The sequence below is a fragment of the Rhizobium sp. Leaf306 genome, from assembly GCF_001423425.1.
In the GTDB taxonomy this organism is placed as follows: domain Bacteria; phylum Pseudomonadota; class Alphaproteobacteria; order Rhizobiales; family Rhizobiaceae; genus Neorhizobium; species Neorhizobium soli.
This window is the reverse complement of record NZ_LMNX01000001.1, coordinates 1,440,192-1,454,454: the sequence shown is the minus strand read 5'-3', so window position 1 is coordinate 1,454,454 and position 14,263 is coordinate 1,440,192. Positions and strand designations below refer to the sequence as shown.

Sequence of the window (14,263 nt, the reverse complement as noted above, 5' to 3'; positions counted from 1 at the left end):
CATTGGAGGGTCTCATGTCGTATCAAAAACTACTCGAAGAAGCCGAGCACCTGATAGGTGGGAATGAATGCTGGACTGGAATGACACCCGAGGCCGTTGCGAGGATGAGGCTTCAGAACCGGTTCAAGACCGGCCTCGACATCGCCAAATACACCGCCAAGGTCATGCGGCGAGACATGGACGCGTATGATAACGACCCGTCCAAGTACACGCAGTCGCTCGGGTGCTGGCATGGGTTCATCGGTCAGCAGAAGATCATATCGATCAAAAAGCATTTTAAAAGCACGGAGCGGCGATACCTTTACCTCTCCGGCTGGATGGTCGCCGCATTGCGCTCGGAATTCGGGCCTCTGCCAGACCAGTCGATGCACGAGAAGACGACTGTACCGGCATTGATCAACGAGCTTTACACGTTCCTGCGGCAAGCCGATGCTCGTGAACTTGGTGACCTATTCCGGCAAATCGACAAAGCCCGGGAGGCAGGCGATGCTGTCAAGGAACGGCAGCTTACCTCCGCGATCGATGATTTCCAAACGCACGTCGTCCCGGTCATAGCCGATATTGATGCCGGGTTCGGCAATGCCGAAGCGACCTACCTGCTCGCCAAGAAAATGATCGAGGCAGGGGCCTGCGCTCTTCAGATCGAAAACCAGGTCTCCGACGAGAAGCAGTGTGGCCATCAGGATGGTAAAGTTACCGTCCCTCATGAAGACTTTGTCGCGAAGATCCGTGCGTTGCGCTACGCCTTTCTCGAGATGGGAGTGGACGACGGCGTCATCGTGGCTCGCACGGATTCACTGGGTGCGGGGTTGACCAAACAGATCGCCTTTTCGGTCTCCGAAGGCGATATCGGCGACCAGTACAATTCGTTTCTGGATTGCGAAGAGGTCGGCGCGGGCCAGCGATCGAACGGTGACGTCCTGCTGACCCGTGGCGACAAGGTTCTTCGTCCCAAGCGCCTCCGCTCGAACCTCTACCAGTTCCGACCCGGCACGGGTGCCGATCGTTGCGTGCTCGATTGCATCAATGCGCTTCAGAACGGCGCGGACCTTCTCTGGATCGAGACCGAGAAACCGCACATCGAGCAGATCGCCGGGATGGTCGACCGCATCCGCGATGTCGTTCCGAACGCGAAGCTCGTCTATAACAACTCGCCTTCCTTCAACTGGACGCTGAACTTTCGGCAACAGGTCTTTGACGCGTGGGTCGAGCAGGGTAGGGACGTTTCGGAGTATGACCGTGCGAAGCTCATGAGCGTCGACTACGACGGTACGGAACTCGGCAAAGAAGCTGATGAGCGCATCCGGACATTTCAGCGTGACGCAGCAAAGCGAGCAGGCATCTTCCATCATCTGATCACCCTGCCGACCTACCACACGGCCGCTCTTTCGACCGACAATCTTGCGAAGGAGTACTTCGGCGATCAGGGAATGCTTGGCTACGTCGCCGGCGTTCAGCGGCAGGAAATTCGCCAGGGGATCGCAGCGGTGAAGCACCAGAATATGGCCGGTTCGGATCTGGGCGACGATCACAAGGAATATTTTGGTGGCGATGCGGCGCTGAAGGCGGCTGGAGAGCACAATACGATGAACCAGTTTGCAGCTTGAGCTGCAGGATCATACGCCTCGAAGGAGCGATGCTCCTTCGAGGTACACTTTCAACGGAGGAGCTGAAATGTCGACAAATACTGAGACCAAGACGTCACAACCCGAACGATCGAGAGCCGTCTTCTCAAACCAGGACTTCGAACTCATCCGGGTCGCGATCAGTCACTATTTGCAGGAAATCAAGGAGCAGCCGGAGGCGGTAAAATACTCGAACCTGTACCACCGGCTCGGTCGCGTTGTTTGAACCCGCAAAGCAGCACCGGTGATTAAGACCATCGGTGCGGCACTCGATGCTGGTGCTTGGGGCCGATTGCTGTGGAGCGTTCTGGATTGGCTTACCCAGCGAGATATTTCGCGGAATATATCCCTTGGCAAAAATTCCGCGTGCGATATATCGAGATGGATATCTTGCTTATGCCTGGGAGCGCGATTGGATGAATGGTAAGACTCGACGTTCCTATGTTTTTCAAGGGTTGATGACCGTCCTCGCAGCCTCCTTGTCTCTCGCCTTGCTGGCTGCTCCGGCCGCGGCGGATGAGAAGGTGACGGTGTTTGCTGCAGCCAGCATGAAGAATGCGCTCGACGCTGCCAACAAGGCCTATGGCAAGCCGGTGACAGCCTCCTATGCGGCAAGCTCGGCGCTCGCCAAGCAGATCGAAAGCGGTGCGCCGGCAGACGTGTTCATCTCCGCGGATCTCGACTGGATGAACTATCTGTCCGACAAGGCTCTGGTGAAGGAAGACACAAAGTCCAACTGGCTCGGAAATCAAATCGTGCTGGTCGCGCCCAAAGAGAATGCCGCACCGGTCGATATCATCAGGGGTCTCGACCTTGCCCGGCTTCTGAACGGCGGCAAGCTTGCCATGGGTGAGCCGAATTCGGTTCCTGCGGGCAAATACGCAAAGTCGGCGCTGGAAAAGCTCGGCATCTGGTCGTCGGTCGAAAAAAGCGTCGCCGGTGCCGAAAGTGTGAGGGCAGCGCTCGCGCTGGTGTCGCGCGGCGAAGCGCCTTACGGCATCGTCTATGCAACCGATGCCGCTGCCGATCCGGGTGTCGCGGTGGTTGGAACCTTCCCTGCGGACAGCCACGCGCCGATTATCTACCCGATTGCGATTCTCTCGGATTCAAAATCGCCGGATGCCGCGGGTTATCTCGATTACCTGAAGTCCGCCAAAGCCGCGCCTTTCTTCGAAAAGGAAGGCTTTACGGTTCTGAAGTAAGCCAGTTTGACTTGGGCCCCTTGGGCTGATGTCTGAAGGGAAGCAGCGTTGGACTGGTTGGTACTCAGCGAGGAGGAATGGACGGCGGTGCGCCTGAGCCTTCGGGTCTCGAGCGTGGCCGTCCTTGTCAGCCTTCCGCTCGGCATTCTCGTCGCCTATGTCTTGGCGCGCGGAAAATTCTGGGGCAAATCGATCCTCAACGGCATCGTGCTTTTGCCGCTGATCCTGCCGCCTGTTGTGACCGGATTCCTGTTGCTCATCGTCTTCGGCAGACGTGGCGTGGTGGGCTCGTTCCTCGCGGATTATCTCGGCATCGTCCTCTCCTTTCGCTGGACGGGTGCCGCCCTTGCCTGCGGGGTGATGGGATTTCCCCTGATGGTCCGCTCGATCCGATTGTCGATCGAAACTGTGGATCGGAAGCTGGAGGAGGCGGCCGGCACGCTTGGCGCCAGTCCCCTCTGGGTCTTCCTCACCATTACCCTGCCGCTCATTCTTCCCGGCATTATCGCCGGCATGATTCTCGCCTTCGCAAAGGCCATGGGTGAATTCGGTGCGACGATCACATTCGTATCCAATATCCCCAGCGAAACGCAGACGCTGTCGGCAGCGATCTACACGTTCACGCAGGTTCCCGGCGGTGATGTCGGCGCCATGCGTCTTACCATCGTGGCGATCGCGATCTCGTTTGCGGCGCTGCTCGCGTCCGAATTCATGGCCTATCTGGTCGGACGCAAGGTGGCGGTCGAATGACGATGATCGTGGACGTGCGGCAGTCGTTCAAGAGCTTCGTGCTCGACGCATCCTTCACCTCGACAGGCGGCGTGACGGCGCTGTTCGGCCGCTCGGGATCCGGAAAGACATCGCTGGTGCGCGCCATTGCCGGCCTCTCCAAACCGCAGCGCGGACGGATCGAGATTGACGGCGATGTCTTGCTGGATACCGAACGTGGCATCTTCGTGCCAATGCACAGGCGTCGCTTCGGATATGTCTTCCAGGAAGCACGGCTCTTCCCGCATCTAAGCGTCCGTCAGAACCTTCTTTACGGAAAATGGTTCGCGCCCAAGTCAGCGCAGGTCGAGAATATCTCGCATGTTGTCGAACTGCTCGGCATCGGTCCGCTCCTCGACCGCCGGCCGGGCAACCTTTCCGGTGGCGAAAAGCAGCGCGTGGCGATCGGCCGAGCGCTTTTGTCGTCACCAAGACTGCTCCTGATGGACGAACCACTCGCAGCGCTCGACGACGAGCGAAAGGCCGAAATCCTGCCCTATCTGGAGCGGATGCGCGATGAGACCGCGATGCCCATCGTCTATGTCAGCCATTCGGTCGCGGAAGTGGCGAGGCTCTCGGACCGCGTCGTGATGATGAGCGACGGTCGGGTGGAGATATCAGGCACACCGTCGGACGTGCTGTCCGGCAGCCAAGTACTGGCCACAGAGCGCCGCGAAGCCGGCGTGGTGCTTTCCGGAACCGTCGAAGCGATCGATTCGGCGCATGGCTTGGCGACTGTGCGGCTTTCGTCCGAAGTTCTCGTCGTTTCGAACGCGCGGGCGCAGGTTGGACAGAGCGTCAGGCTCCATGTGCCGGGGCGAGATGTGATGCTCGCCACCAGGAAGCCCGAAGGGCTGAGCGCCCTCAACATTCTGGAAGGGCAGATCGCCCAGATGGATGCCGAAGGGGAGGGCATGGTGCGCGTCAAGATCCGGTGTGGCGAAGACGTGGTGCTTGCCCGGATCACCGGCCTGTCGGTTGAGCGTCTTGCACTTCAAGCCGGACTTCCCGTCTATGCGGTGATCAAGACCGTCACCCTGGCACGGTAATTAGCCGTGTACGCCGTGCCCGAAATAAAAAGGGCCAGCGCTGGCTGACCCTTTTAGTCTGTCTATCGGCTTTAACCCCTTCGATCAGGTCGCGACACCCTGCGGGCTGTCGGCGGACCTGTCAGGTGCACGGCTGAGCATCAGGGCGACGATCGTGCAGATGGCACCCGAAATCAGGTATCCGCCGATGAAGATGATGCCGAACTGGCTCGCGAGACCGAGCGCGGTCAGTGGCGCAAAACCTGCGCCGACCAACCATGCGAGGTCGGAGGTCAGGGCCGAACCGGTGTAACGGTAAGGCTGGCTGAAGCGCGACGAAACCGAACCGGAGGCCTGACCAAAGGAAAGGCCGAGGATGGCAAAGCCGATGATGATGAATGCATCCTGGCCGGTACCGCCCGCATTCAGCAGGAACGGCGCCGTAAAGCTGAAGATGGCGATGATCACCGCACCAATGATCAACTGGCGGCGACGACCGATCCTGTCTGCAAGAAGACCGGAGATCACGACCGTCACGAGTCCGAGCAAAGCACCGATGACCTGGACGAACAGGAATTTCCCGGCGCTCTGGCCACCGAAAAGTGTCACCCAGCTCAGCGGGAAGATCGTTACAAGGTGGAACATCGCGAAGCTTGCAAGCGGGGCAAAGGCGCCGAGAACGACGTCGCCCCCGTGAACGCGCAGCACTTCCAGAACCGGCTTTGCCTGCAATTCGTGGGCTTCGAGCGCATCGCCGAACTCTTTCGATGCAACAATGCGCAGACGAGCAAACAGGGCCACAACGTTGATGGCAAACGCGACGAAGAACGGATAGCGCCAGCCCCAGCTCAGGAAGTCGGCGTCGGAGAGATTGAAGACGAAATAGCCGAACAGGACGCTCGCGAGCGCAAACCCGAATGGCGCGCCGAGCTGCGGGATCATCGCGTAAAGGCCGCGGCGGTTCGGGGGTGCATTCAGTGCCAGCAGCGATGCAAGACCGTCCCAGGCTCCACCCAGCGCAAAACCCTGGCCCAGACGGAACAGCGCCAGCAGAGCCGGCGACCAGTATCCGATCGTCTCATAGCCGGGCAGGAAGGCGATCGAGGCCGTCGAGCCACCGAGCACGAGAAGGGCAATCGTCAGCTTCGTGCCGCGTCCATAGGTACGGTCGACCCACATGAAGACCACCGAGCCAACAGGACGCGCGATGAACGCGAGCGAGAAGATCGCAAACGAGTAAAGCGTGGCGGTGACCGGGTCTCCGGCAAACGGAAAGACCACCCGAGGAAAAACCAGGACCGAGGCAAGGCCGTACACGAAGAAGTCGAAAAATTCCGACATTCTGCCGATGACGACCCCGATAGCAATATTGCTCGGTTCGACCGGCTTGTCGTCGTGGATCTGCCGGGCATCCCGTTCCATCTCTGTGGATGTAGGATTGGCAAGTTGGCTCATGAATGTGTTCTCCTGCACGTCTGTTTCCACATGAGAATGTCGGGCGTACCAGCTGTCAATCAAGACGTCGCGCAAAAAGCATATTTTGGGCGGATTTTGGTGTTTTCTGAGGCACCCATGGCAACAGATGGACATTGAGGCGGAGTTGATGTTTTTGCAACGACCATCATCAATCCACACACCCCGCTTGCATTGCAGCGCGAAAAAGTTATTGCACTGCGACGAAACACCTCATGGAGATCAGTTGCTTGCTCCGTTAGGCCGACTGGACACATCGAAAGTTTCGAGCAGACCAATGTTCCCAATGTTGAAACGTCTCATCCAAATCGCTTTGCTGCCGCTTTTGGCCACCCTTTCGGGCTGCAATCTCGTCGTGATGTCGCCATCAGGCGATATCGCCAGGCAGCAGGCAGATCTGATTATCGTCTCGACCGTTCTGATGCTGCTGATCATCGTGCCGGTCGTGTTTCTCACGCTCTACTTCGCCTGGCACTATCGTCATGCGAACACCACAGCAAAATACGATCCGGAATGGCATCACTCGACACGGCTCGAAGTGGTTATCTGGGCCGCGCCGCTGGCGATCATTGTGGCGCTCGGTGCGATCACCTGGATCAGCACCCACCGTCTCGACCCGTATCGTCCTCTCGACCGCCTCGATGCGGAACGTCCGGTTCCCGCCGAAACGCGGCCTCTGACGGTTCAAGTCGTGGCGCTCGACTGGAAGTGGCTGTTCTTCTATCCGGAATACGGCATCGCCACGGTCAACGAGATGGCCGCACCGGTCGATCGCCCGATCACGTTCGAGATCACATCGAGCTCGGTGATGAACTCGTTCTACATTCCGGCGCTCGCCGGCCAGATCTACGCGATGCCGGGGATGCAGACCAAGCTGCACGCCGTCATCAACAAGGAAGGCGAGTTCGAGGGACTTTCGGCAAACTACAGCGGTGCCGGGTTCTCGCACATGCGCTTCAAGTTCCACGGCTACACGGCCGAAGGCTTCGACGGCTGGATCGCAAAGGTCAAGCAGCAGGGTACCGCACTCAACCGCGATGCCTATCTGAAGCTTGAGAAGCCGTCCGAGCGTGAGCCGATCCGCTACTTTGCGGCGGCCGACAAGGATCTCTACAGCGCGATCCTCAACATGTGTGCCGAACCGGGCAAGATGTGCATGAACGAAATGATGCATATCGACATGATGGGTGGTGCCGGCACCGAGAGCCACGAGAACCGCGCGAAACTTCAGTATGACAATCGTCGTATCGGAGATGCGGAAGGTACAAACGCCGCGACTTTCCCCGCGACTGGCACACCTGCCAAGAGCGATGAACAGCCGCACAATGAGCAAGGTCACGGCAACCACTCGATGCCGGACACGAACAATGGCGACGCCGATCCGGCGCCTGCGCAGATCAACAATTAACGGGTTGTCCCATGTTTTCCAATCCTGACATCCTGAAGTTTATCTTCGGAAGGTTGTCCTTCGAATCACTGCCGTTTCACGAACCGATCCTGATCGTGACGTTTGCGGCCGTGTGTCTGGGCGGCATCGGCGTGGTGGGTCTCATGACCTACTTCAAGCTCTGGGGGCCATTCTGGCGCGACTGGGTTTGCAGTGTCGATCACAAGAAAATCGGCATCATGTACATCGTGCTGGCCATCATCATGCTGTTCCGCGGCTTTGCCGACGCCATCATGATGCGTGTACAGCAGGCCATCGCCTTCAACGGCAACGAGGGCTACCTCAACTCTCACCACTACGACCAGATCTTCACCGCCCATGGCGTGATCATGATCTTCTTCGTGGCGATGCCCTTCGTTACCGGTTTCATGAACTATATCGTGCCGCTGCAGATCGGCGCGCGTGACGTCTCGTTCCCGTTCCTGAACAACTTCTCGTTCTGGATGACGACGGCCGGTGCGATCATCATCATGATCTCGCTGTTCATCGGCGAGTTCGCACGTACCGGCTGGCTGGCCTATCCGCCACTGTCGGGCGCCGATTACAGCCCGGGCGTCGGGGTGGATTATTACATCTGGGGTCTGCAGGTGGCGGGCGTCGGCACGACGTTGTCGGGTATCAACCTGATCGCGACAATCGTGAAGATGCGTGCTCCCGGCATGTCCTTCATGAAGATGCCGATCTTCACCTGGACGGCACTCTGCACCAACATCCTGATCGTTGCCTCGTTCCCGATCCTGACCGCAACCCTCGTGCTGCTGTCGCTTGACCGTTACGTCGGCACCAACTTCTTCACGAACGACCTCGGCGGTAACCCGATGATGTACGTGAACCTGATCTGGATCTGGGGTCACCCGGAAGTCTACATCCTGATCCTTCCGGTCTTCGGGATCTTCTCGGAAATCGTTGCGACCTTCTCCGGCAAGCGCCTGTTCGGCTATGCCTCGATGGTCTACGCGACCTGCGTGATCATGATCCTGTCCTACCTCGTGTGGCTGCACCACTTCTTCACGATGGGTTCGGGTGCTTCGGTCAACGCCTTCTTCGGCATCACCACGATGATCATCTCGATCCCGACGGGCGCGAAGATGTTCAACTGGCTGTTCACGATGTATCGCGGTCGTATTCGCTACGACGTCCCGATGCTCTGGACGGTCGGCTTCATGGTGACGTTTGCCATCGGTGGTATGACCGGCGTCATGCTGGCTGTTCCGCCTGCCGACTTCGTGCTCCACAACTCCCTGTTCCTGATCGCCCACTTCCACAACGTCATCATCGGCGGCGTGCTGTTCGGCCTTCTCGCAGGCGTGAACTACTGGTTCCCGAAGGCGTTCGGCTTCAAGCTGAACCAATTCTGGGGCAAGGTATCGTTCTGGTTCTGGTTCGTCGGCTTCTACTTCGCCTTCATGCCGCTCTACGTTCTTGGCCTGATGGGCGTCACCCGCCGCGTATCGCAGTTCGAAGATCCGTCGCTGCAGATCTGGTTCATCATCGCAGCCTGCGGTGCAGGTATGATTGCCATCGGTATCGCCTCATTCATCATCCAGATCGGCGTCAGCGTCTGGAAGCGTGATGAACTGAGGGACGAAACGGGCGACCCATGGCACGGCCGTACTCTGGAATGGTCGACATCGTCGCCGCCACCGGACTACAACTTCGCCTTCACTCCGGTGGTCCACGATCACGACAGCTGGTACGACATGAAGAACCGCGGTTATGCGCGTCCTCTTCAGGGTTTCAAGCCGATCCACATGCCGAAGAACACCGGCACCGGCGCGATCCTCTCCGGCATCAGCGTGGCACTCGCCTTCGGCCTGATCTGGTACATGTGGTGGCTTGCTGCCCTGTCCTTCATCGCCATCATCGTTGTGTCGATCGTCCATACGTTCAACTACAACCGCGACTACTACATTCCGGCGGACGACGTTGTCGCGGAAGAGAACAAGCGGACCGAACTGCTCGCTAGGCAGGTGTGATAACCATGAGTGCTTCTAAAACAGAGACGGCGGAAAACCCGCAATTCTACCTGGAAGAAGATCATCATCCGGAGAACAGCACCAATCTTGGGTTCTGGCTCTACCTGATGAGCGACTGCCTGATCTTCGCGATCCTGTTCGCCACCTACGCTGTCGTCGGCCGCAATTATGCGGCCGGACCATCACCGGCGGATCTGTTCGACCTGCCGCTCGTCGCGCTCAACACCGCGATGCTGCTGTTCTCGTCGATCACCTACGGGTTCGCGATGCTTCAGATGGAGCGTGGCGCCAAGGCGGAGACGCTGTTCTGGCTGGGCGTGACCGGCGTGTTCGGTCTCGCCTTCCTGGGCATCGAGCTCTACGAATTCAGCCATCTCCTGCACGAAGGTGCCGGTCCGCAGCGCTCTGCGTTCCTGTCGGCGTTCTTCACGCTGGTCGGAACCCACGGTCTGCACGTTACCTTCGGTATCATCTGGTTGGTCACGCTGATGGTGCAGGTTTCCAAGCATGGCCTGATCCCGGAAAACCGCCGTCGCCTGATGTGCCTGTCGATGTTCTGGCACTTCCTCGACGTCATCTGGATCGGCGTCTTCTCCGTCGTTTACCTCATGGGAGTCCTCGGATGACCGACAAAGCACCCGCGCACGAAGATGCGCACGCCGCGCATCACGCCCATAGCCACGGGCACGAGGCGAGCCACGGTTCGCTGAAAAGCTATACGACCGGCTTCATCCTGTCGGTGATCCTGACGGCGATACCGTTCTGGCTTGTGATGGGCGACGTCTTCGACAACAAGGCTGTCACCGGCGCTCTGGTTATGATCTTCGGCGTCATCCAGATCGTTGTGCACATGATCTACTTCCTGCACATGAACACCAAGTCCGAAGGCGGCTGGACGGCGATGGCACTGATCTTCACGATCGTCATCGTGGTCATCGCTCTCTCCGGCTCGCTCTGGGTCATGCACCATCTCAATGCAAACATGATGGTCATGTCGCCGGAGATGATGAAGAACATGCCTTGAGGCGGTCATGAGACCGGTTGAGACAGACACCAATCAAAGTGGCGCGGGTCATTCCGCGCCACTTTCCCGTTCTCGCTCCCATATCATGCGGGCGTTTCTGGTCTTCGCGACGCTGATTTTCGTGGCGCTCGGATCCTGGCAGGTGCAACGCCTGATATGGAAGCTCGATCTTATCGCAAGGGTCGACGCCCGTGTGCATGCAACGCCGGTGGCACCTCCGGCAGCCGGCCAGTCACCTGACGATATCGAATATCTCCACGTCGCCATCTCCGGGTCCTTCGATCACACGAAGGAAGCGCTGGTTCAGGCCGTGACGAAGCTCGGGCCCGGATACTGGGTCGTGACGCCGCTGAAGCTTGAAGACGGCAGGACGATCCTGATCAATCGCGGCTTCGTGCCCCCTGACCGCAGGGATCCCTCAACCCGGGTTGAAAGCCAGACCGTCGGCGAAGCCGCCGTCACAGGTCTTGTCCGCCTCTCCGAACCCGGCGGCGGCTTCCTGCGGGAGAACGATCCGGGCAACGAGCGTTGGTATTCGCGCGATGTCGCAGCGATCAGCGCGTCGCGCGGTCTTCAGGGCGTCATGCCCTATTTCATCGATGCGGACGCAACGTCGAACCCGGGTGGCTATCCGGTTGGCGGCCTGACCGTCATCCAATTTCCCAACAGTCATCTGAGTTACGCACTGACCTGGTTTGCGCTCGCAATCATGTCTCTCGGTGCTGCGATCTTCTTCGGACGCTTGCAGCGCGCGGCCGGTTGATCCGCAACGATTTCATCTTGAGGAGAACGCGCCTTGGATACTCCCGCCATCAACGATATTGGCCTCGATTCTGATGTCGAGATCGCGGTTCGCCAGGAATTGACGCTCGTCGCACTTGGCAAGTTGCCAGCCGATACGGCGCTCCGGGTAGGCCGGCTGCTCGATGTCAGCACGCGGACATGGCGCACGAATCAGGAAATCATCATCAAGGGCCGCCGCATTGCCTATGTCGGCGATGCGGGATCCTATCCGGGCACCGTCGCTCACCGGGTGCATGAACCCGATCTGGCTGCCATTCCAGGGCTTGGAGAGGTGCACAAGCATATCGAAAGCTCGCATTTGACACCGGAATGGGAAGCAGCACTCGTTCTTCCCCGCGGCAATACCTGGACCTGTGAGGCAAGCCATGAGTTTTCGAACGTCAACGGCGCAAAGACGCTTGAATTCTGGCTGAAGGCCCGCACCGCCGGCTCGCCGCTCAAGATCTTCCCGCTGCCCGGATCGGCCGTGCCGCCCACCGGTTACGAGCATGGCGGCGGGTATCTCGGTTATGACGAGCAAAAGCAGTTCATGTCCGAAAGCCTGATGGTTGCGGGCCTCGACGAGGTGATGGACTGGCCGGGCGTGTGGGACAGAACCAGCCCTTCCTACGACCGCCTCTGGGGCATGATCCGAGCAACGTTCGAGAAGCGCGGAGTCGTTGAAGGTCACGCGGCGGGCATTCGCGACATCCCAACGATCAACGCTTTCGCCGCGGCCGGTCTGGCATCGGATCACGAAGCCTGGACGGTCGAGGAGTTCTGGGACAAGCTGACCCGCGGCCTGTTCATGGAACTGCGCCCGCACAGTTTGCCGGAGGTTATCGCCGGTCTCCTCGAGAAGGGCCTCGCCGACTGGTCGCAGATCGCGCTGACGACCGACGATCGCAGCGCCTCCGATACTCTGAAACTCGGCGCCACCGATTACAATGTTCGCCTCGCCATCGAGGCAGGCCTTGCGCCCGAGATCGCCATCCAGTGTGTGACCATCAATCCGGCCCGTCACATGCGCCTGACGCCCTGGGTGGGCACGATCGCGCCGGGACGTTATGCCGATATCGTGCTTCTGTCCGACGTTGAGAAATTCGAGATCGCCAAGGTCTGGGCCGATGGCATCCAGGTTTCTGATGGCAAGCGCTATCTGCCCGAGGTGCCCAAAATCGACTGGCCGGACTGGGCAACGAAGACAATCAATATCGGCCGTGAGCTGACGGCCGCAGATTTCGCGATTGCCGCTCACCCCGGCCGCCAGACAATGACGGCTGCGGTGCTGCGACCGTTTCACTGGACGGATGATTTCCTGACCTTCGAACTTCCTGTCGAAGACGGGCTCGTCCAGCGCGATGCCGATCGCAACATCACCAAGTTCTCGATCATCGACCGGTTCTCGGGCAAGGGAGCGGTGTCGAAAATGTTCTGGCTTGGCTGCGGGCCGCGGACGCCGGATACGGCGCTTGCCTGCTCCATGGCACATGACAAGCACAATATCTGGTGCGTCGGCTCATCGGACGAAGCGATGGCCGCAGCTGTCAACGCCGTCGCTGCCAATGATGGTGGCTGGGCATTGGTTCGCGATGGAAAGGTCGTCGCGCGGGTTCGCTACGAGGTGGCGGGGCTGATGAGCTGCCGGTCGGCGGACGCTCTGCATGAGGAGATGCAGGTGCTCTATGCAGAGGGCGAAAAGGTCGAGTGGATGTTCGAGCCGAGCTTCCATCCGCGCTGGTCTGCAGGCTTCCCGGAGCGTCTCGCCTTTGCGACGCTCACCTGTGCACCCTGGCGCTGGGTGCTGGTCGCCCCGAGCGATTACGCGCCGGAGGGGCTCGTCAACGTCCAGACCGGCAAAACCCATCCGGTCGTTTTTTGACGCCGCTTCACCTTCCGAGCTTCGGCCAGGTATCCGAAAGACGGTAACCGCCCGGCCAAGGGTCCGACGGATCCAGCATCAATTGATGCGTTCCGGTAATCCAGGCGCGGCCGGAGATCAGCGGATAGATTGCCTCGCGATCACCGACACGCGTCGTCGACTCGATACGGCAGTGGAATTCCGAACCGATGATCGAGCGGCCGATATAGGTCTCGCCGATTGCCATCTCGCCACGCGCATGGAGAACCGCCATGCGCGCCGAGCAGCCCGTACCGGTGGGAGACCTGTCGATCTTGCCCGGCTGGATGACGACGGCGTTTGCACCGCTCAGCACGCCGTTTTCCCGGGTGAGGGGAGTTACAATCTGGCAGAAGGAAATGTGGTCCCAGCCGGCATTGTCCGGATGGGTAAAGCCGATCTGCTCATTGGCGGCCGCGGTAATCTTCACGCCCGCTTCTGCAATCTCGCGTGCCTCGTCGGGTTTCACCTCGAACCCCAGTGAAGCCGCATCGACGATGACGAAACTGTCGCCGCCATAGGCTGTGTCGACCGTGAGTGTTCCGAAGCCGGCCACTTCCAGCGACACTGCGAGCTTGTCTGTAAAGGATGGCACGTTGCGCACCGTGATCCGATCGGCCTTGCCGTCGCGGCATTCCGCTGTGACCTCGACCAGGCCGCCTGGCGCTTCGAGCGTCATGCGTGTCACCGGCTCGGTCATGGGAATGATGCCGGTGTCGAGCAGTACGGTCGCAACACAGATGGAGTTGGAGCCGGACATCGGTGGCGTGTCGGCGGGCTCCATGATGATCCAGCCCATCTGGGCGCGCGGATCCTTCGGCGGCACCAGCAGGTTCACGTGCCGGAAGACACCGCCACGGGGCTCGTTCAGCACGAAGTTGCGCAGCGTTTCGTCACGGGCGATGAAGCGGGACTGGTCCCAGAGTGTATCGCCCGGCGGCGGCAGTACACCGCCGACGATGACATCCCCGACTTCGCCCTCCGCATGGCAGCTGACGATGTGGATGACTTTTGATGTGCGCAACGCGACCCCCCGG

13 protein-coding genes are annotated in these 14,263 nt (G+C 59.6%); 11 read left to right on the top strand and 2 right to left on the bottom strand.

Translation table 11 applies throughout. The features are described 5' to 3' along the window. The first annotated feature begins 14 nt into the window (after positions 1-14). The 5 genes from ASG19_RS06900 to modC all read left to right on the top strand — a co-directional run bounded on the left by ASG19_RS06900 (position 15) and on the right by modC (position 4,644). Positions 15-1,607, top strand: coding sequence for an isocitrate lyase (locus tag ASG19_RS06900; protein WP_062454416.1), 1,593 nt, complete (start codon positions 15-17; stop codon positions 1,605-1,607). Positions 1,608-1,674: 67 nt separating this feature from the next. Further along, positions 1,675-1,851, top strand: a complete 177-nt coding sequence (locus ASG19_RS24185) for a hypothetical protein (protein ID WP_174197375.1) — start codon at positions 1,675-1,677, stop codon at positions 1,849-1,851. A gap of 232 nt (positions 1,852-2,083) precedes the next feature. Beyond that, the gene (gene modA, locus ASG19_RS06895; protein WP_062454414.1) at positions 2,084-2,827 is read left to right on the top strand and encodes a molybdate ABC transporter substrate-binding protein; all 744 of its coding nucleotides are present in this window, start codon (positions 2,084-2,086) and stop codon (positions 2,825-2,827) included. Positions 2,828-2,875: 48 nt separating this feature from the next. Then, complete coding sequence (gene modB, locus ASG19_RS06890; protein ID WP_062454412.1) at positions 2,876-3,577, top strand: molybdate ABC transporter permease subunit; 702 nt, start codon at positions 2,876-2,878, stop codon at positions 3,575-3,577. Further along, positions 3,574-4,644, top strand: coding sequence for a molybdenum ABC transporter ATP-binding protein (gene modC, locus ASG19_RS06885; RefSeq protein WP_062454410.1), 1,071 nt, complete (start codon positions 3,574-3,576; stop codon positions 4,642-4,644). The genes modB and modC overlap by 4 nt, the downstream gene beginning before the upstream one ends. 84 nt (positions 4,645-4,728) lie before the next feature. Here modC and ASG19_RS06880 read toward each other — a convergent pair whose 3' ends face one another. After that, complete coding sequence (locus ASG19_RS06880; RefSeq protein WP_062454408.1) at positions 4,729-6,078, bottom strand: MFS transporter; 1,350 nt, start codon at positions 6,076-6,078, stop codon at positions 4,729-4,731. A gap of 304 nt (positions 6,079-6,382) precedes the next feature. On the opposite strand from ASG19_RS06880, the gene cyoA reads away from it, so the two are divergent. From cyoA to ASG19_RS06850, 6 genes are all read left to right on the top strand, one after another. Next, the gene (gene cyoA / locus ASG19_RS06875) at positions 6,383-7,504 is read left to right on the top strand and encodes a ubiquinol oxidase subunit II (protein WP_244473942.1); all 1,122 of its coding nucleotides are present in this window, start codon (positions 6,383-6,385) and stop codon (positions 7,502-7,504) included. Between the two features lie 11 nt (positions 7,505-7,515). After that, entirely contained in the window at positions 7,516-9,519 is a 2,004-nt protein-coding gene (gene cyoB, locus ASG19_RS06870; RefSeq protein WP_062454404.1) for a cytochrome o ubiquinol oxidase subunit I, read from the top strand. A gap of 5 nt (positions 9,520-9,524) precedes the next feature. Then, positions 9,525-10,145, top strand: coding sequence for a cytochrome o ubiquinol oxidase subunit III (gene cyoC / locus ASG19_RS06865; RefSeq protein WP_062454402.1), 621 nt, complete (start codon positions 9,525-9,527; stop codon positions 10,143-10,145). Then, the gene (cyoD, locus tag ASG19_RS06860; protein WP_062454400.1) at positions 10,142-10,543 is read left to right on the top strand and encodes a cytochrome o ubiquinol oxidase subunit IV; all 402 of its coding nucleotides are present in this window, start codon (positions 10,142-10,144) and stop codon (positions 10,541-10,543) included. Before cyoC ends, cyoD begins: the two co-directional genes overlap by 4 nt. A gap of 85 nt (positions 10,544-10,628) precedes the next feature. Further along, a complete protein-coding gene (locus ASG19_RS06855; protein WP_244476117.1) occupies positions 10,629-11,306 on the top strand; it encodes an SURF1 family protein in 678 nt (225 codons plus the stop codon). 33 nt (positions 11,307-11,339) lie between these two features. Further along, complete coding sequence (locus ASG19_RS06850; RefSeq protein WP_062454396.1) at positions 11,340-13,208, top strand: adenine deaminase C-terminal domain-containing protein; 1,869 nt, start codon at positions 11,340-11,342, stop codon at positions 13,206-13,208. Between the two features lie 7 nt (positions 13,209-13,215). Here the strand turns inward: ASG19_RS06850 and ASG19_RS06845 are convergent, their stop codons facing one another. Beyond that, positions 13,216-14,250, bottom strand: coding sequence for a proline racemase family protein (locus ASG19_RS06845; RefSeq protein ID WP_062454394.1), 1,035 nt, complete (start codon positions 14,248-14,250; stop codon positions 13,216-13,218). Positions 14,251-14,263 lie beyond the last annotated feature (13 nt).

What these genes read in the sequence shown, in the direction of transcription:
- ASG19_RS06900 (WP_062454416.1), top strand. Translation starts at nt 15, where the DNA reads ATGTCGTATCAAAAACTACTCGAAGAAGCCGAGCACCTGATAGGTGGG.
- ASG19_RS24185 (WP_174197375.1), top strand. Translation starts at nt 1,675, where the DNA reads ATGTCGACAAATACTGAGACCAAGACGTCACAACCCGAACGATCGAGA.
- modA (WP_062454414.1), top strand. Translation starts at nt 2,084, where the DNA reads ATGACCGTCCTCGCAGCCTCCTTGTCTCTCGCCTTGCTGGCTGCTCCG.
- modC (WP_062454410.1), top strand. Translation starts at nt 3,574, where the DNA reads ATGACGATGATCGTGGACGTGCGGCAGTCGTTCAAGAGCTTCGTGCTC.
- ASG19_RS06880 (WP_062454408.1), bottom strand. Translation starts at nt 6,078, where the DNA reads ATGAGCCAACTTGCCAATCCTACATCCACAGAGATGGAACGGGATGCC.
- cyoA (WP_244473942.1), top strand. Translation starts at nt 6,383, where the DNA reads ATGTTGAAACGTCTCATCCAAATCGCTTTGCTGCCGCTTTTGGCCACC.
- cyoB (WP_062454404.1), top strand. Translation starts at nt 7,516, where the DNA reads ATGTTTTCCAATCCTGACATCCTGAAGTTTATCTTCGGAAGGTTGTCC.
- cyoC (WP_062454402.1), top strand. Translation starts at nt 9,525, where the DNA reads ATGAGTGCTTCTAAAACAGAGACGGCGGAAAACCCGCAATTCTACCTG.
- cyoD (WP_062454400.1), top strand. Translation starts at nt 10,142, where the DNA reads ATGACCGACAAAGCACCCGCGCACGAAGATGCGCACGCCGCGCATCAC.
- ASG19_RS06855 (WP_244476117.1), top strand. Translation starts at nt 10,629, where the DNA reads ATGCGGGCGTTTCTGGTCTTCGCGACGCTGATTTTCGTGGCGCTCGGA.